15 protein-coding genes and 2 pseudogenes are annotated in these 16519 nt (G+C 69.7%); 9 read left to right on the top strand and 8 right to left on the bottom strand.

The window, feature by feature from the left end; genetic code table 11:
- Positions 1–436: 436 nt before the first annotated feature.
- Entirely contained in the window at positions 437–652 is a 216-nt protein-coding gene (locus ACH4YP_RS30195) for a DUF6243 family protein (RefSeq protein WP_361050475.1), read from the top strand.
- Positions 653–862: 210 nt separating this feature from the next.
- On the opposite strand, the gene ACH4YP_RS30190 is transcribed toward ACH4YP_RS30195, so the two are convergent.
- The 4 genes from ACH4YP_RS30190 to ACH4YP_RS30175 all read right to left on the bottom strand — a co-directional run bounded on the left by ACH4YP_RS30190 (position 863) and on the right by ACH4YP_RS30175 (position 4706).
- Positions 863–2089 carry a metallophosphoesterase gene (locus ACH4YP_RS30190; protein ID WP_361050472.1) on the bottom strand — a complete coding sequence of 409 codons (1227 nt, stop codon included), beginning with the start codon at positions 2087–2089 and terminating at the stop codon, positions 863–865.
- A gap of 316 nt (positions 2090–2405) precedes the next feature.
- Positions 2406–3095: an NAD(P)-binding domain-containing protein gene (locus tag ACH4YP_RS30185; RefSeq protein ID WP_361050736.1), complete on the bottom strand. Its 690-nt coding sequence runs from the start codon at positions 3093–3095 to the stop codon at positions 2406–2408.
- A gap of 53 nt (positions 3096–3148) precedes the next feature.
- Positions 3149–4084 (bottom strand): SDR family oxidoreductase, encoded by a 936-nt coding sequence (locus ACH4YP_RS30180; protein ID WP_361050469.1) that lies wholly within the window; start codon positions 4082–4084, stop codon positions 3149–3151.
- A gap of 109 nt (positions 4085–4193) precedes the next feature.
- Entirely contained in the window at positions 4194–4706 is a 513-nt protein-coding gene (locus tag ACH4YP_RS30175) for an NADPH-dependent F420 reductase (protein ID WP_398493724.1), read from the bottom strand.
- A 283-nt stretch (positions 4707–4989) separates the two neighbouring features.
- On the opposite strand from ACH4YP_RS30175, the gene ACH4YP_RS30170 reads away from it, so the two are divergent.
- From ACH4YP_RS30170 to ACH4YP_RS30135, 8 genes are all read left to right on the top strand, one after another.
- Positions 4990–5901, top strand: a complete 912-nt coding sequence (locus ACH4YP_RS30170; protein WP_398493722.1) for a LysR family transcriptional regulator — start codon at positions 4990–4992, stop codon at positions 5899–5901.
- Between the two features lie 935 nt (positions 5902–6836).
- The gene (locus ACH4YP_RS30165; RefSeq protein WP_398493720.1) at positions 6837–7643 is read left to right on the top strand and encodes a nitroreductase; all 807 of its coding nucleotides are present in this window, start codon (positions 6837–6839) and stop codon (positions 7641–7643) included.
- A 248-nt stretch (positions 7644–7891) separates the two neighbouring features.
- Positions 7892–8770, top strand: a complete 879-nt coding sequence (locus ACH4YP_RS30160; protein WP_361050457.1) for a patatin-like phospholipase family protein — start codon at positions 7892–7894, stop codon at positions 8768–8770.
- Positions 8767–9987: a macrolide family glycosyltransferase gene (locus tag ACH4YP_RS30155; protein ID WP_398493718.1), complete on the top strand. Its 1221-nt coding sequence runs from the start codon at positions 8767–8769 to the stop codon at positions 9985–9987. Before ACH4YP_RS30160 ends, ACH4YP_RS30155 begins: the two co-directional genes overlap by 4 nt.
- Positions 9988–9990: 3 nt before the next feature.
- Positions 9991–10473: a hypothetical protein gene (locus tag ACH4YP_RS30150; RefSeq protein WP_398493716.1), complete on the top strand. Its 483-nt coding sequence runs from the start codon at positions 9991–9993 to the stop codon at positions 10471–10473.
- Complete coding sequence (locus tag ACH4YP_RS30145; RefSeq protein WP_361050448.1) at positions 10470–11414, top strand: hypothetical protein; 945 nt, start codon at positions 10470–10472, stop codon at positions 11412–11414. Before ACH4YP_RS30150 ends, ACH4YP_RS30145 begins: the two co-directional genes overlap by 4 nt.
- A gap of 305 nt (positions 11415–11719) precedes the next feature.
- On the top strand, positions 11720–12295 hold the full coding sequence (locus ACH4YP_RS30140; protein ID WP_361050445.1) for an XRE family transcriptional regulator: 576 nt from the start codon (positions 11720–11722) through the stop codon (positions 12293–12295).
- Between the two features lie 76 nt (positions 12296–12371).
- Complete coding sequence (locus ACH4YP_RS30135) at positions 12372–13433, top strand: threonine aldolase family protein (protein ID WP_398493714.1); 1062 nt, start codon at positions 12372–12374, stop codon at positions 13431–13433.
- Between the two features lie 15 nt (positions 13434–13448).
- Here the strand turns inward: ACH4YP_RS30135 and ACH4YP_RS30130 are convergent.
- From ACH4YP_RS30130 to ACH4YP_RS30115, 4 genes and pseudogenes are all read right to left on the bottom strand, one after another.
- Positions 13449–14047, bottom strand: a pseudogene (locus tag ACH4YP_RS30130) (oxidoreductase); the annotation flags it as partial.
- 115 nt (positions 14048–14162) lie between these two features.
- Positions 14163–14516: a hypothetical protein gene (locus tag ACH4YP_RS30125; protein WP_361050439.1), complete on the bottom strand. Its 354-nt coding sequence runs from the start codon at positions 14514–14516 to the stop codon at positions 14163–14165.
- 386 nt (positions 14517–14902) lie between these two features.
- Positions 14903–15730: an NEW3 domain-containing protein gene (locus ACH4YP_RS30120; RefSeq protein WP_398493824.1), complete on the bottom strand. Its 828-nt coding sequence runs from the start codon at positions 15728–15730 to the stop codon at positions 14903–14905.
- Between the two features lie 148 nt (positions 15731–15878).
- Positions 15879–16415, bottom strand: a pseudogene (locus tag ACH4YP_RS30115) (SAM-dependent methyltransferase); the annotation flags it as partial.
- Positions 16416–16519: the final 104 nt, after the last annotated feature.

The raw sequence follows: 16519 nt of genomic DNA, 5'->3' as shown, positions 1-16519 counted from the left end.
GGAAAGGGGAATGCGCGAGATTCGCGCGCCTCCCACACTTCCCTCCGGCGCCGCACCGGGCATCGTCCTCCGTCGCCGTCTTCCCCTGGTGCACCCGGACCAGCCGCTCACCTGTCCTGGTGCCTACGCACTACGGGCTTCTCCAGCCGTAGGCCGCGGGCCGTTCTGCCGTACGGGCGTCGTGGGCCGGGTCGAAGAGGTCGTGGCGGAAGGTGTTCGTCAAGTTGCCTTGCAGGGGCCGAGGGCCCGGCCGACACTGGGGCGGCGAAAAGGTTGGTGCGCGGGGCCCACGGGACCGGGTAACGTCTTTGCCATGTTCTTCCAGACGCCGATTTACGAGTGAGAGCGTGATGGGCCCGCTGACGTCCTTCGACGTCGCCGCCCATCCCCCACCGACGAATCCGTAGATCACTTCACACCATTACCGGGAGAACCCGTGACCGTGAGCAAGAACATCAACAACCCCGTGGGCATGGGCGGCGGCCAGCGCAAGAAGCTGTCCCGCGCCGAACGGCAGAACCACGGTCCGCACCGCAACCTCGACCGCCAGAGTGCCGCCGAGCTGAAGGCGGAGCTGGTGCGCAAGATGCGCGAGAAGGTGAGCGGAGCCGAGGGCGCCGGGCAGACGAGCGACGACACCGCACAGAGCTGACGCACCGCCGCCGCAGGGCGGCACCGCACGGGGCAGGGCCCGGACCGCGACGCGCGGTCCGGGCCCTGCTGCCCTACCGGGTGTGGCCGGTCCCGCTCACCTCTCGGCCGAGCCCCCTCGTCTCAGCCGACCACCCGGGGCAACCGCAGATTCAGCAGCCCCGTCACCGCCACCACCCGAGCTGCGGATGGCTACAGCGAGGACCCCCGCTCATAGGGGCTGTGTGGGAGGCCGCTGCGGGGAGCGGAGTACGAGCAGGGTGATCTCGCTGGGGGCGAAGACGCGGAACGGCGGGCCCCAGAAGCCGGTGCCTCGGCTGGTGTAGAGGAGGGTGCGGTCGCCGTGGCGGCTGAGGCCGGCGAGGGCGGGCTGGTCGATGCGGACCAGGTGGTGGAAGGGCCAGATCTGGCCGCCGTGGGTGTGGCCAGAGAGCTGGAGGTCGACGCCGCCGGCCGCCGCCTTGTCGACGAACTTGGGCTGGTGCGCCAGGAGCAGGACGGGCCGGTCGGGGTCGGCGCCGTCCAGGGCTCCGGCGAGGTGGGCGCGGTGGCCGGCGAGGCCGGAGGCCTCGGCGGTGACGTCGTCCACGCCGGCGACCACGAGCGTGTCGCCACCGCGTTCGAGCAGCAGGTGGCGGTTGCGCAGCGGCTCCCAGCCCAGCTCGTCCATCAGGTCGACCCAGCCCTGGGCCTCGCTGTAGTACTCGTGGTTTCCGGTGACGTAGACCCGGGCCCGGGTGGCCCGCACGGTGCCGAGCGGGGTGGCCTGGGCACGGCGGCGTTCGGCCGTGCCGTCCGCGATGTCGCCGGTGTGGCAGACCAGGTCGGCTTCCAGGGCGTTCACCCTCTCGCAGACCCGCGCCGACCAGCGGGCGCGGTTGAGCGGGCCGTAGTGGGTGTCGGTGATGAGGACGACGCGCGTGCCGTCCAACCCGGCGCCCAGGCGGGGGAGTTGTACGTCGAGCCGGCGCACCCGTGGCACCCGGCGGGCCTCGGCGTACCCCCAGGCGAGCAGTACGGAGGCTGCTCCGAGGACCGCCCAGGTGACGATCCGGGCCCGGTCCTGGCCGTCGCCCACGCCGGCCACGGTCAGGGCGAGGCGCAGCAGGACGCCGAGCAGGACTGACCAGCTGAACAGTACCCAGCTGGCTCCAAGGAGGGTGTCCCCGACGATCGCTGCCCAGTCCTGCTGCCGTCGGCCGTGGCCGCGCATCATCGCGAGGGGCATGGCGATCAGACCGAGGACGAACAGGGCGGTACCGGCCAGCGCCACGGGGAGCGGCCAGTGCTGACCGGCGTGCAGCAGCACCCAGCAGGGCACGGTCCACAGCAGGACGGGGGCGATCAAAGGGATGTAGCGCATCAGACGGTGCAGTCGGCTCTGCCGGGTCGCATGCGCTGCACCGTCCGCGGATCGTGCCTCGCTGGTGGCGGTCACGCTTCCCCTCCTCAAATAGCCAGACTGCCGACGGGCGCACTTTATCCGGTCGTCCCAAGGGGCGTCCTACCGATCGCTGGTCGCGGAGAACCGTCTTCCCCTGGACTTGCGTACCCGGGACCCAACCCCCGAAGTCCGCCGGTCACCGAGGTGGGAACGGCCGTGCTCACCGGCGTCCGGTCCGCGAGAACGGCAGGACACGGCACATCCTGGCGGATCAGGACGGCAACGAGTCCTGCGTCATGGCCCCGCCCGGCACCTGCTGAACGGGGCCATGACACGACCGGACCACACCGCGGCCCGCGCCAACCTGCGGTTACCGCGTTGCGGTGGCCAGTGCCGCGCGGATGGCGTGCTCGTCGACCGGCCGGCCCTTCTCGTTCGAGAACGGCCCGTACGGGGTCCCCCACACCGGAGTGCCCGTCGCCTGCCGCCAGCCATCGGCCAGCGGTCCAGCATCCACTACGCCGTACCCGATGGATTCGATGAATTCGGTCACCGCCGCCTTCGCCGGCCCGGAGTCCCCGGCGATCGGCAGGTACGAGCGGTCGGCCGCCCCCGCCGGGCGGGGGAGTGACAGCAGGTGCTTGAAGAAGATGTTGTTGAACGCCTTCACGAGCATGGCGTCCGGGATGTACCGCAGCAGCAGTTCGCTCGACGTGAGTGACTTGCTGTCGAGTTCGGGGATGTTCCCGTCACGCTCGGGGCCGTAGTTGCACGTGTCGATGACCGTCTTCCCGGCCAGTGGCGCGGCGGGCAAGTCGGGGAACGCCGTGACCGGCACCGTGACCACGACGATGTCACCGGCCGCCGCGGCCTCCCCGCTCGTCGCCGCGGATGCCCGCGGCCCCAGTTCCGCGACCGTGTCCGCGAGAGTTTCCGGACCGCGCGAGTTGCTGAGCACGACCTGATGCCCGGCCTCGATGGCGAGCCGCGCGACGGTGATGCCGATGTTGCCGCTTCCGATGAATCCCACAGTCGTCGTCATGTTCTCAGACCCCTCCAGAAGAGTCGTACGCTTGCCTTTTGCCGGACTCGTTGAGATTCGGTTCCCCGCCGTCAACTGGCGGGGAAGTAATGGCCGTTGTCCAGATCGGCGAGCAGGCCGGGCTGAGCGGGTTCCCAGCCGAGGGTCCGGCGGGTGATGAGGTTGGACGCCGGGTAGCTCTGCGTGACTATGTTCGCGAGGAACCCGAAGTATCCCGGCACCATCAGGACGTCCGAGGGAACGCTCACGACGGGCAGGCCCAGACGGCTGCCGATGGCCTCGGCGATCTCGCGGAGCCGGATGGCCCCGTCCCCGACCGCGTGCCAGTACTTGCCGGCCGGCCCCTTCTCCAGCGCCGAGCGGAACAAGGAGGCGACATCGCGGGCGTGCACGGCGTTCCACAGGTTCGCGCCGTCTCCGGGGTAGCCGACGAAACCCTTCTCCTTCGCGAGCGCGATCAGCTGCACGAGGAAGCCGGCACGATCGGTCGTGCTGTGCGCGATGTTGGCAATCCGCACGACCGAAGACCGCACTCCGCGCTCAGCGAGGCCGACCACGGCGGTCTCCACGACGTTACGAACCCGCAGGGTGCCCTTGTACTCATCCCCGCCGGGAAGGGTCGGGTCCTCCTCGGTGGCCGGCCGGCCCAGGTTCCCTGGCGAACCTATGCTCCCCGCCGCGACCAGCGGCTTTCCGGTTCCCGCCAGTGCCTCGCCGTACGCGAGCATGATCGGGAGCTCCGCGGCGGTCACGGCGTCGATGCCGCCGGAGGGGAGCAGGTCCTGCCTGTGCGCGACGTGGATGACGCCGTCGGAGTCCGCGGCCGCCTCCTTGAGCCCGTCGAGATCCTCGAGGTCGCCGCGACGCACCTTCGCGCCGAGCGCGGACACCGCCGCCGCGGCCGTGTCCGACCGGGCCAGGCCGGTGACCTCGTGCCCGGCGGCGATGAGCTCGGGGATGATGTACGAACCGGAATGGCCGGTCCCGCCAGTGACGAAAACGCGCATGCTACTGCTCCTTGTGAGCGTAGGTGGAGGGGCGGTTCTGGGAGCTGTTCTCCTCGTGCCGTGGATCGACTGGCGTGACGTGGCGCGAGAAGTGGTGGTGCGGGTGGGCTCAGCCGAGAATGCTGACGCCGAGGGAGAAGTTGGCGTGCTCGAAGGTGTGGGTGGCGAGGCCCAGCTCCAGCAGGCCGACGTTCTCCAGTGCCCGCGCCATTGCCAGCTGCCCGGTGTCCATCGGGCGCAGTCCCAGGCTCTCGATGAACGCCGACACGCGTGCCTTTGCCCGCGCGTCGTCGCCGGCGATGAACACGTCCAGCCGGCGACCCTCGGCCGGGCCGGCCGCCAGAACATGGGAGAACAGGGTGTTGAACGCCTTGACGACGTGCGCGCCGGCGGGGGCGGCCTTGGCGATCTCCTGCGCGCCGGAACTGCCGTCGGGAGTGACAAAGCCCTGGAGATCGGGGGAGACGGGGTTGGTGAGGTCGATGATGATCTTGCCCTGTAGTGCGTCCCCGTACTCGCTCACCACCGCCGCGGCGCCGGCGTACGGCACGGCGAGGATGACGATGTCCCCGGCCAGGGCGCTGGCCATGTTCCCCAGGCCGATAATGCTGATGCCGCTCATTGGTGTGCCTGCTTTCTGGAGCTGAATAGGACGCCATGCCCACCCGTCGTCGTTAACGGTTGTGTCGTCGATTCCGACGAATGGCGCGACGGATGGCGCACAATTCCTGGTGCGCTCAGTCTGGTCCTGGACCCTGCTGCCGAGTTCCGATGCCGAATTCTTGTGCCGAATTCGCTTCGGACTCATTAGGTACTTATTCAGGTTGCCATTGACCTGAGTGGGTGTCCAAGACCTCTTTAAGTCGTGGTGATACCCTGAAGGCATCACCGGACCGGGAGGCGCCATGGATCTGGACATGCGCAAACTGCGTTACTTCGTCGCCGTGGCCGACCTGTTGCACTTCGGCCGCGCCGCTGAAGAGCTGCATATCGCGCAGCCGGTGCTCAGCCGGCAGATCCGCGCGCTCGAACAGGATCTCGGCGCCTCGCTGTTCACCAGGGATCGCCACGGCGTAGAGCTGACCGACGCGGGCCGACAGCTGCTGACCGACGCCGGTCCGCTGCTCGCCTCCGCGCACGCGGTCCGCCGCCGGGTGTCCATGGCCGCCCTCGGCAGCCGGCGGCTGATGGTCGGTTTCCGGGCGGGCATCCCGGTCATCCCGGCGGCGCGGGCGTTCGAGGCCCAGCACCCGGACGTGGTCGTGGACGTGCAGCGGATCGAATGGGACGACCAGGCCCCGATGCTGCTCGACGGCCGCATCGATGTCGGCTATGTGCGGCTGCCCATCGACGAGGCCGGCCTGCGCGTGACCCCTCTGTACACCGAGCCGCGGGTGGCGGTACTGCCCGCCGGCCACCGGTTGGCCGGCAAGGAGGAGGTCACCGAGGCCGACCTGGCCGGCGAACCACTGGTCTGGCATGCCGACCCGAGCACGCAGCCCACCAGGCGCCCGCACCCCAACGCCGGGTACCTGGTGCGCGGGGTGGACGAGACGTTCGAGCATGTCGCGGCCGGCCGGGGCATCTCGTTCCTGGCCCGTTCGGCGACCGTGTTCTACTCACATCCGGACATCGTCTATGTGCCCATCCCGGATCTGGCGCCCGAGCAGGTGTGCCTCGCGGTGGCGGCATCGCGCACCTCGCCGGTGGTCGATGACTTCGTCACCGCGGCTCAGGCGACGGCCGAGATCACGGCAGAATGCGGGAACTACGAAATGTGGCAGCTCGGAATCGATACCGTTTCAAAGCACGATTGAGCAGTCCGACTGAAAACAGCAGTGCCAACAGGGAGCATGCGGCCACGGGAATGGCGGAGGAATTGAGCTCGGGTGCGGAGGCGATGTTGGCGCACAGTGGGAATCGACATTGTCGCGCGGCTGCTTCCAGCATGATGGGATCAAGGTCTCGTTGAAGGCGTCAAAGGAATTGACGATCAATTCAACGAGACACTTCCACTCCTCGATCTCGATCTGGCAGTGGCGGACTGTTCCAGGCGTGCGTGCAGGAGTGTGGCGTCGGCATGACGCTGCTGGTGGACTGTGGGGCGACGAGTCTGGTAGCCATGCGACAGCAGGCCTGGACCCGGCCGAGGTGGAGCCCCACCGCCGGCGCTTCGGGTCGAGCTCGGCGGCAAGACGCTGCGACCCCGAGTGGACCGATGACCTGGCGGACGTTTCCCGGGACGCGGATGTGTTCGTCTGGGAGGCCTGCACGTTCGCCAAACGGGCCGCTACCGCCATGTCGGCCGACATGCTGGAGCACGCCTTGCACCTGTAGGTGACCGTCGCGCACGACGGGTTGGAGCCCGTGCTGTAGCTGGGGCGGGGTGCTCGCGCCGCGTCGAGCTGTTCGCGTTCGGCCAGGGCACCGTTCTCGAACCTGGCGCCGGAGCGGACCAGGCAACGAGACAGGCGCCGGTGATCGCACGCCAGCGGCTCTGGGCGGACTCGACGAGCTTGAACACCATCGCGAGCTCCGCGGTGGGGCGTGCCCGTTGCGGACAACGAGACGGCGCCCGGCCGCATGACCGGCTCTTCCTGTAGCTGCTTGGCGCGGAGGTGGCCGCTCTCCTGGAGCCGCGCGGTAACGACCACGGACATACACAGTTAGTCGCGTACGAGATGGTAGTGAATGATACTATCGTGGGGATGGCCAGGCGGGACGCTGAGCGGATGGGGTGGTGGTCTTGGACATGTACGAAGCGGTTGCGAGCCGACGGTCCGTGTGCGGATTCACCGACCGGCCGGTCCCGCGGGAGGTGCTGGAGCGGGTGCTGTCCGCTGCCGCCCGGACGTCGTCCGCGCCGGACTTCCAGCCGCGGCGCGTATATGTGCTGACCGAACGGCCGCTGGCTGAGCTGGAGAAGCTGGTCGGTGAACGTGATGCAGCGGGCGACCCCTGGGGTGATTCGGGGTGCACGCCGTATCCGGCCGCACCGAAGCCCCCGTACCACGAGCGCGGGTCCGCCCTCGGTGCTCCCGCCGTCCTGTTCTGCTATGTCGACCGCGGCCTGGGCCCGGCCCAGTGGTCCGACGTCGGCATGTATCTGCAGACCGTCATGCTGCTGCTCCGCGCCGAGGGGCTGCACAGCTGTACGCGGATGGCGTGGGCGAAGTACCACCGGACCGTCGCGGAGGTCCTGTCGCCTCCGGACGAGCTGGCCCTCTTCTGTGGCCTGTCGATCGGGTTCGAGGACGCCACGGTGAGTGACGGCCGGACGGGCCGAGTGGCCCACGATGCGACCGTCACGGTCGTCGACGCGATGGACCTTGTGCGCCGAGTTCGCGCCCCGGCGGAGGTGATGGGGTCGACGGAGGCCGCAGAGGCGGCGGCGACCCGCTCGACCTCGGCGCTCCGCAGTGCGGATGTCGGAGCCTTGGATCCTGGTGGGCGCCATGCGTACTGCGGCCGGCGGGTGCCTCGCGTTGTCGCACGCCTCAATGACGTACTTGTAGGAAGAATTCGGCGGATAATGTCACAAGTAGGCCTCCCGCCCTGACGTGAGTGAGGAACCAAAAACGATTCCGCGCGGCACTGGGAGAGTTGATCTTGATGATTACTTGTGGTCGGAGTCCGGTCTCATGGGCTCCCTCGGGTTTCGGCCGGGGTGACTCCACGAGTGGTCGTGGCCGTGGGGAGCGTCGAGCCCTGACGGCCGACGAGGGGACACATCCCCTGCCGTCGAGCCGGCAGAGCCGACTCGCCGAGAGCCCCGCATCGGCGGGCCTGCACGCCCTTCCCCGTCCTGTGGCTGTCGTAGTGGGTGCCGGAGGCGTGCTCGGGGCGGCGCACGTCGGAGTCGGGAGTGCTCTGGAGCAGCGCGGGTTCGTCCCGGACATGATCATCGGCACCTCGGTGGGCGCTCTCAACGGCGCCATCGCAGCCGCCCGTCCGGACACGGCCGCACCCTGGCTGGACCACGTGTGGACCCGGTTGAGCCGCCGCGAGGTGTATCCGCTCGGCTTGCCGGCCTCGCGGGCGAGTGTCTTCACCGACCGCGGCCTGCGCCGACTGATCGCCGGAGCGGGGCTGCCGTCTCGGATCGAGCAACTGGCGGTCCCGTTCACCGCGGTGGCGATGGACCTGGCCACCGGTGCCCCGGCACTGCTCGACCACGGAGACCTCGAGTCGGCGCTGCTGGCCAGTGCGGCCGTGCCCGGCATGCTGCCCCCGGTGGATCGGGAGGGCAGGACGCTGGTCGACGGCGGCGTGATCGCCTACGTCCCGGTGCTGGCGGCACTGCAGGCCGGAGCGGCCAGCGTGGTCGTACTCTCGACCGGACCGGAATGCTCACCGTTGAGCCCGACCGTCCCACGCAGGAGGGCTGCCGCGATCGCCGCGAGGGCCGGGCTGCTGCTGATGCACCATCAGATCGAGCGCGATCTGCACGAGGTGGCCGGGCACATCCCGACCGTCGTGCTGCCGACCGGCATCGAGGAATGGCCCGCCCCGTGGGACTTCGGCCACTCCCAGCGGCTCATCAGCACCGCTTCCCGCACGGCGGGACGCTTTCTCGACGGCCTGCACGTCAGCGGGCCGGGCCTGTATCGGGCCGACGACCCTCCGGCGCCGTCGCGCGGCCCGGGCGAAGCATCGACTTCCTCAGAATCGAGGGTGGCGCTGTGAGCACCATCGCGTTCCTGAACATCGCCATGCACGGGCACGTCAACCCGACGCTGCCGGTGGCGGCCGAGCTCGTTCGCCGCGGCCACTCCGTCACGTACCACACCTCGCCCGCGTTCCGTGAGGAGATCGAGGCTGTCGGCGCGACGGTGCGTCTCTACCCCGGGGGTGACCAGCCGCTCCCTGATCCGCCGACGCCGGTCACGTTGATGGAGGGGCTCGCGAGCACAGCCGTCCGTCTGCTGCCTCCGGTGCTGACCGACCTGGCCCGGATCCGGCCCGACCTGATCGTGCACGACAGCGCCTGTCTGTGGGGCGCGATCGCCGCCCGCGAACTCGGAGTGCCGGCGGCATCGTCGTTCACCACGTTCGCCTTCAACCGGCACGTGCCCAGCCCTACCCGCGGTTCGTGGGCCCTGCTGGCCGAGGCGGCGACGCGGCGGGCCAGCCTCCAGGGTTACCTGCGGGCACGCCGGGGACTGCGCCGTTTCGACACGAGGAGGCTGCCCCTGCTCGACCTGGGGAACATCCGCCAGCCGCTCAACCTGGTCTACACCTCACGGGAGTTCCAGCCCGCCGTCGAGGAGTTCGACCGGTCCTACCAGTTCGTGGGCGCGAGCATCGGCGCCCGTCCCGCCGACCCGTCGTTCCCGGCCGATCAGCTGCGGGACCCGGTCCTCTACGCCTCGCTCGGCACGGTCTTCAACGCCGACCCGCAGCTATTGCGCGGTTTCGCCACGGCGCTCGCCCCGCTGGGCGGCACCGTCGTCGTCTCCACCGGGCAGACCGACCCCGCCGCGCTGGGCCCGTTGCCGGCCAACGTGCTCGCCCGCCGCTTCGTCCCGCAACCGGAGGTACTGGCCCGCGCGGCGCTGTTCATCACCCATGGCGGCATGAACAGCGTCAACGAGGCCATGTACGCGGGCGTTCCGATGCTGGTGGTCCCACAGGGCGCCGACCAGCCGATGGTGGCCCGTCGTGTCGCGGAACTCGGCGCCGGCCTGTCGATCCGTACCCAGGACGCCACCGAGGACGCCGTAAGTGCCCTCGCCGCGCGTCTGCTCAACGAACCCCGATTCCGGGCGGCCGCGGCCACCCTCCAGGGTGCTCAGCACGAGGCGGGCGGATACCGGCGTGCCGCCGACGAATGCGAGCGGTACCTGCACACGAACGCCGTGGCCGGTCGGTCGGCTCCCGTGGATCCGTCCCGGCGAGGCTGAGTCATGGCACTCGTCGTCCTGTTGCTGCTCGCCGGGGTGTCGGAAGCCGCCGGGCGCATCCTGCCCGTGGCAGTGGGCCGACCTGGCATGTCGCGGACCCGGGTGGCGGGACTGCTCTGCGCCGGTGGCTTCGTGGAGGCTGCCGTGTTCGCGTTGTGGCCGCTGACCGCGTGGACCCTGGCCGAACTGGTGCTGTCCTCCACGCCGGAGGGCGACGGGCTGGTCTGGACACCTGATCTGGTCGCCCCACTGGTACTCGCCGCCGTTCTCGCGTTCCCCTTGCTCGGGCCATTCCTCCACCTGCTGCTCTTCGTGGCGGTCGGAGCCGGTCTGGCCGGCCCGCTCGACGGGGCGACCGACCTGGGCTGGTGGGGCGCCGCCGGATGCGTGGCCATTGCCGGGGCCGGGCTCGGTATCGCCGTGGAGGCCGTCCGACGTCTCGTCGTGAGAATCAGCGCCGCCGAGACACGGGGGCCGGCCACATGAACGCGTACCTGCTCTGGGTCTTCGCGATCGGGCCGGTCCTCATCGCCGAAGGTCTGCTCGCGCGCTACGAGGTGCTGGCCTACGGCGCCGGCTGGCGGGCCCCCGTCACCAAGCTCCCGGAGGGCGTGCCCTACGCCCGGGGTGCGGCGCCCGACAGCTCCCCGGATGCCTACCTGGTCTACCTGGACGGCATCGGCAAGCGCCGCGTCCGCGACAGCCGGGACGGCGGCCAGCTGGTCAAGGCGTTGCTCGCCAGGGCTCCGGAGCTGCGGGTACTGGGTCAGGTGCAGCCCTACTCGCCACTGGCCGCCCCGCTCGCCGAGCGACCGGTGTGGAAGTGGCTGCGCCGCCGCATCGGTCTGCTGCTGTTCCTGCACAACGTCATGCAGGTCTTCGTCGCCGCCGACCAGCGATACCGCCCCCTCTACAACAGGGCCGTCGGCTCCCAGATCGCCACTCAGCTCACGCTCGCCGGCTACCGGCCCGACAGCGGTATCCCCGTGGTCCTGCTCAGCTACAGCGGTGGCGCCCAGGTCGCCGGCGGCGCGGTCGACGAACTGCACACCCAACTGCGCTGCCCACTCCTGCTGATCACACTCGGTGGCTTCCACAACGGCGCCAACGACCTCACCCGTGCCGTGCACCTGCATCGGCTGACCAGCGCGAGCGACCGGATCGAGCGAGTCGGTACGTGGATCTTCCCGCAGCGCTGGCCGCTGTTCCGGGGGAGTGCGTGGAACCGGGCCAACCGAGCCGGGAAGATCACCGTGCACCGGCTCGACCCGGCCACCCACGTCGGGCCGTCCAGCTACGTGAGCCCGACGGCTCAACTGCCCGATGGCCGCAGCCACCTCGACCGCACCGCCGACACCGTGGTCGCGCTCATCCGCGACCACCACCGGAGTACGCCTGAACCTCGTCGGCCCGACACAGGTCACTGATCCAGTGATTGGCCGACCAGAGTTGTTCACTAGAACGAACGCGGGGTTCACTGCATTCAAGTGGTTCGGTATAGTGAACGTATGGTTCACTCGATCGAGGTTCTTGGGGTAGGCGAGAGGGACAGCAGGCGCGCGCCCGGATCGACCTTCAGACCCGGACAGCGCACGCTGCTGTTGCGTACGGCCGAAGCAGTTCCACCGACGCTGAAGGTCACGAGGCGCCGCATCCGTGTGTCCTGCACCGCGACGCACGCGTCGTACACCGCACCCCACGCGTCGGGCACCGCAACCCACAGGAACAATCGATGACGCCGCCGCCGTCCGGCCGTCGGCCGGTGAGCAGTACGGCAGCCGCGGTCGGCACGAAGATCCGTCTGCGCCGTCAGCAGCGGGGTATGAGCGCCGCGGAGATGGCCCGGCGCGCCGGGCTGAGCAAGGCCACGCTGTCGCAGTTGGAGGCCGGAAACGGCAATCCGACGATCGACACCCTGGACGCGATCGCGATCGCCCTGCGCATTCCGATCGCCGACCTGCTGGCGCGTGACTCCGACACCGGGCCGGTCTTCCGGCCGGGCACGGACATCGAGCCCGGCGAGGTCTCGCGGGAACTGCTGCGCCGCGTCAGCAGCGGCAACAGCCTTGAGATCTGGCGGCTGCGTATCCCGCCCGAGACGGAGCTGCCCGGGGTCCCGCACGCCACCGGCACGATCGAGCACCTGCTCGTCGCCACCGGGTACGTCACCGCCGGCCCCGTCGACGCCCCGCAGGAACTGGGTCCCGGCGACATGCTCGCCTTCGCCGGGGACGCTCCGCACTTCTACCGCACCGGCACCGAGGAAGTGGACATCACCGTCGTCTTCGCCTCGCCCATCAGCACCTGAGACCCATCGCCTGGCACCCCAGCACCTGCGATCCCGCGCCTGAGACCTCAGCACTTGAGACCAAGGAAGCCCCCTCATGAGTACCACCACCGCCATCACCCCCTCCAGCCGTGCCTTCAGCAGCGACAACATGGCCGGGGCCTCCCCGCAGATAGCCCAGGCCGTCGCCGACGCCGCCGCCGGACAGGTTCTGCCGTACGGCAACGACCCCTACACCGACAGTGCCCGCCGCAGGCTCGGCGAGATCTTCGAGCGGGATGTCGACGTCTTCCCGGTCTCCACCGGGTCCGCCGCCAACGGCCTGAGCCTGGCCGCCCTCACCCCGCCGTGGGGCAGCGTGCTCTGCCACCCCGACAGCCACGTCAACACCGACGAATGCGGCGCCCCGGAGTTCTTCACCAACGGCGCCAAGCTCGTCGGTGTGCCCGGCCCCGACAGCAAGATCGACCCCGCTGCGTTGCAGACGGCGGTGCGTCGCCGGGCCGGTGACGTCCACAGCGTGCAGCCGTCCGCGGTGAGCATCAGCCAGGCCACGGAGAGCGGCAGCGTCTACAGCCTGGAGGAGATCCGCCGCCTGTCCGCCGTCGCCAAGGACGCGGGACTGCGCGTCCACATGGACGGCGCGCGCTTCGCCAACGCCCTGGACCATCTTGGCGCCACCCCGGCCGAGATGACCTGGAAGGCCGGCATCGACGTGCTGTCCTTCGGCGCCACCAAGAACGGCGCGATGACCGCCGACGCCATCGTCTCCTTCGACCCCGCACTCGCCGCCGAGCTCGCCTTCCGCGCCAAGCGCGCCGGCCAGCTCGCCTCGAAGATGCGCTTCCACACGGCCCAGATCGACGCGTACCTCACCGACGGTCTGTGGCTGCGCAACGCCCGCCGGGCCAACACGATGGCCACCCGGCTCGGCGACGGCCTCAAGGCCATCCCCGCCGTCGGCCTGCTGGCCACGCCGCAGGCCAACATCCTCTTCTGCCGCCTGCCCCAGCAAGTCACCGAAGGACTCCTCGCGGAGGGCTACGCCTTCTACCACGACCGCTGGGAACCGGGCATCGTCCGGTTCGTCACCGCCTTCTCCCACAGCGCCGACGACATCGACCAACTCCTGGACGCGGTCCGCCGCCACACCCGCTGACCGACGGCCGGGGGAGTGGTGGCGAACGCCGTCCACCGACAGCATCACCCAAGCCCCGTAGGCAGCCGCTGGTGACGGCATGAACGCGCCGACACGTCCGAACTCCTCCGGCGCCCCATACCGCGGCAGCGGAATCCCGGACTCGTCGGTGGTCCGCCTGGTCTCGGGGGCGGGGGACAGCCCGTCCAGTTCACACATGCGGTCCGTACCGATCCGCCCCGGCAGCAGCCCGAAGACGCGGACTCCGCTCGGGTCCGGACGAACCCGATGGAACCCCCGTCCCGAAGTTCCGCGGCGGCCGCTCGGGCCAGCCGTACCGCGCCCAGGAACACCGACTCGAAGTCCGTCTGTCACCGCTCGTCGGTGTTGTGAGCCACGTTGCCCGCGGGCGGTCCGCCGACGCTGACGAGGATGCCGTCGAAGCCGCCGATCAACTCCCGTGCGGTGGCGATCAGTTGCTGCGGCGACTGCGGGGCGGAGTTGTCCATGGCGACTCCGGCCACGTTGGCCCCGTCGGTGACGAGTTCGCGCGACGCGTAACCCAGCCCGCGCGTGCCACCGGTGAGGACGTACACCCTGTCCTTCCAGGCGTCGCGCGTCCGGTCGTCGGGCAGACAGAAGCACCTCCGGTGCGCGCCACGGGACTTACCACTCCCGCGGCGCGCAACGAAGGTGCGCTGAACCCCCGACCAGCAACTTCAAGTCGGAGAAGGCGCAATGCCGCTCCGGTCAGCAGTGTGTGATGGTGCCCTTGGACGCGGCACTGTTGTCCACGTACGGCGCGTACGTCCACCCGGTCACGGTCAGTTCGAGTCCGTTGAGGTGGTTGTAGCGCTCGTAGACGGTGAGGTACCAACGGTTACCCCCGCCGAGGTCCTCGCCGGTGTTCCAGCAGGTGGCGATGAGTACATCCCCGGACCAGAGGTCCGGGACCCCGACCGTGCCGGAGGCCAGGTTGCGGCCGTTGAAGACAGCCGCCCCGACCTCCACCCTGATCAGCGCGGACGCCGACGCGGCGGCCGAAGCTGACGCCGTCGACAGAACCATCCCACCGGCACTCAGTGCCGCGATCACCGCGGCCATGGCACCTCGGCGTCGTAACTTACCTCTCATACCAGCCTCCTGATCAATGCCGACCGCGCACTGCTCCGCTGAGCATGCACGTGAACCCCTCGCTCCTACCGGAAGGTTCTGCCAGGCCCGACGAGCCGAGCCGACAGTCAGACCCCCCATGAACTCGCCGCGCGGCCCGGCTTCCCACTGCGCCTCTTCTCGTGGTCCGGGCCCGGTGGGGTGTGGATCGCGGCGGTTCTCAGAGAGTGGCTTGTGCGGCTGTGGCATGGCATGAGTAACCATTACTCAACTGCCCCGACACCCTTGTCATGGCCCTGAGTTCGGGGCTCCCGATCCTCTGGTGTCGACCGCTGGAGGGCTGAGGAGGGATTCCGACGGCTGCCTGCGCAGGCCGTCTACGACAGCGTGATCGCGTACACCTCGATCCGCCGATCGTTCGGCAGTGTCAACGAGCGCATCTCCTTGGTGCTGTCCAGCTCGACGGAACTGCCGAACAGCCGTACCGGCGGCCCGTCGACGCCCTGGCCGGCCTTGATCCGGTGGGGCATGTCGAGGACGACGGTGGTGCCGTCGGGGGCCTGGTCGGCCCAGTTGCCGACCTTGAGCGGGACCTCGGAGCTGCTGCCGTCGGTGTATCGGACGGTCAGCGCGGTCGTCACCGGCCCGTTGCGCGATGCCGCCACCAGGTGCAGGGTGCCGTGGCTGCGGGCGGGCAGCAACAGCGTCTGGCTGCCGGCCTCGACGAAGTTCGCCGCGGTCCCGGTCGGATCCGGTGCCTCGTACCTGATGCCGTCCCAGGTGACAGGACCGGCGGCCGGAAGGAGACCGGCGTCGTAACTCCAGCCGGATCCGTCGAAGTCACCCTGGCCGGGATTGTCTGTGCTGGCCGTCCCGTCGTGCGCCATGTCCCGGCTCAGGTCCACCGCGCACTGCTTGTCCGTGGCTGTCGCACACTTCGCGGCCGGGCGTACCTCGACGGTGGCGTCCAGGGTGACTTGGCCCGCTCCGTCGGCCTCGACCATGAGGCGCACCGGGTAGGACCCGGCGGCGGTGCCGGGAGGCACGGTCACCTGCACGGACACCGTCTTCTGTACGGGCAGGCGCAGGGACCGGATCCGCAACGGCGAGCGCGGAGTTGTCGTCACCTGCCAACCGGTGGGTGCCTTGGCCGGCACCGACGCCCGCAGCTCGCCAGGGGCCTGGCCGAGGACGTCCAGGGTCAGGTGCGCGGTCTGAGCCGTGTCGCCGACCGGGACGACGTCGGAGGAGCTCCGCAGGGACGCGTCCAGGTGGCGTCGCCCGTCGGCGTCCGCCCGGTTGACCGACGGCGGCTGGGCACCCGCACCTGTACCCCAGCCCGACGGCTTCGTACGGCAGGGTGGCGACCAGATCGCGGACGACGGTGTGCGCGTCCTGCTCGTCGGGGACGAAGTGCATCAGCGCGATCAGCGACAGCGCGATCGGGCGGCTGAAGTCCAGGACGCGCCGGGCATGCTCGACGATCCCCTCCGGCTGTCGGACATTGGCCTCGATGTAGTCGGTGACACCTCCGGGCCGGCTGACCAGCAACGCCTCGGCATGACGCAGGACGATCGGATCGTTGTCGGCATAGACAACCTTCGCCGTCGGCACGATGCCCTGAACGATCTGATGGAGGTTCGGCTCGGTGGGGATCCCCGTCCCGATGTCCAGGAACTGGTCGATGCCCTGCGTGGCCAGCCAGGCGGCCGCCCGGTGCATGAACTGGCGGTTCTGCCGCGCGGCGTCCTTGGCCTCGGGCGGTAGTTTTTCCCCCACGGCCTCGTCGACCGGATAGTTGTCCTTGCCACCCAGCAGCCAGTCGTAGACCCGCGCGGGATGCGCCTTGTCGGTGACGATCCGTGGGAACCGTTGTGGGCCGGTCGGCATGACGACTCCGTCGTGTCCGTCGCTCCAGGTGAACGGGTCGGGCCGAGTACGCGATGGCCCTGATCGAGTAGATCATGTGCTCCGCGCGAGAGGGAAGAGCCTTC

The organism is Streptomyces sp. NPDC020747, from assembly GCF_044334695.1.
Classification (GTDB): domain Bacteria; phylum Actinomycetota; class Actinomycetes; order Streptomycetales; family Streptomycetaceae; genus Streptomyces.
Note: the sequence above shows the minus strand (reverse complement) of the source record. Positions and strands in the feature narration are given on the sequence as shown.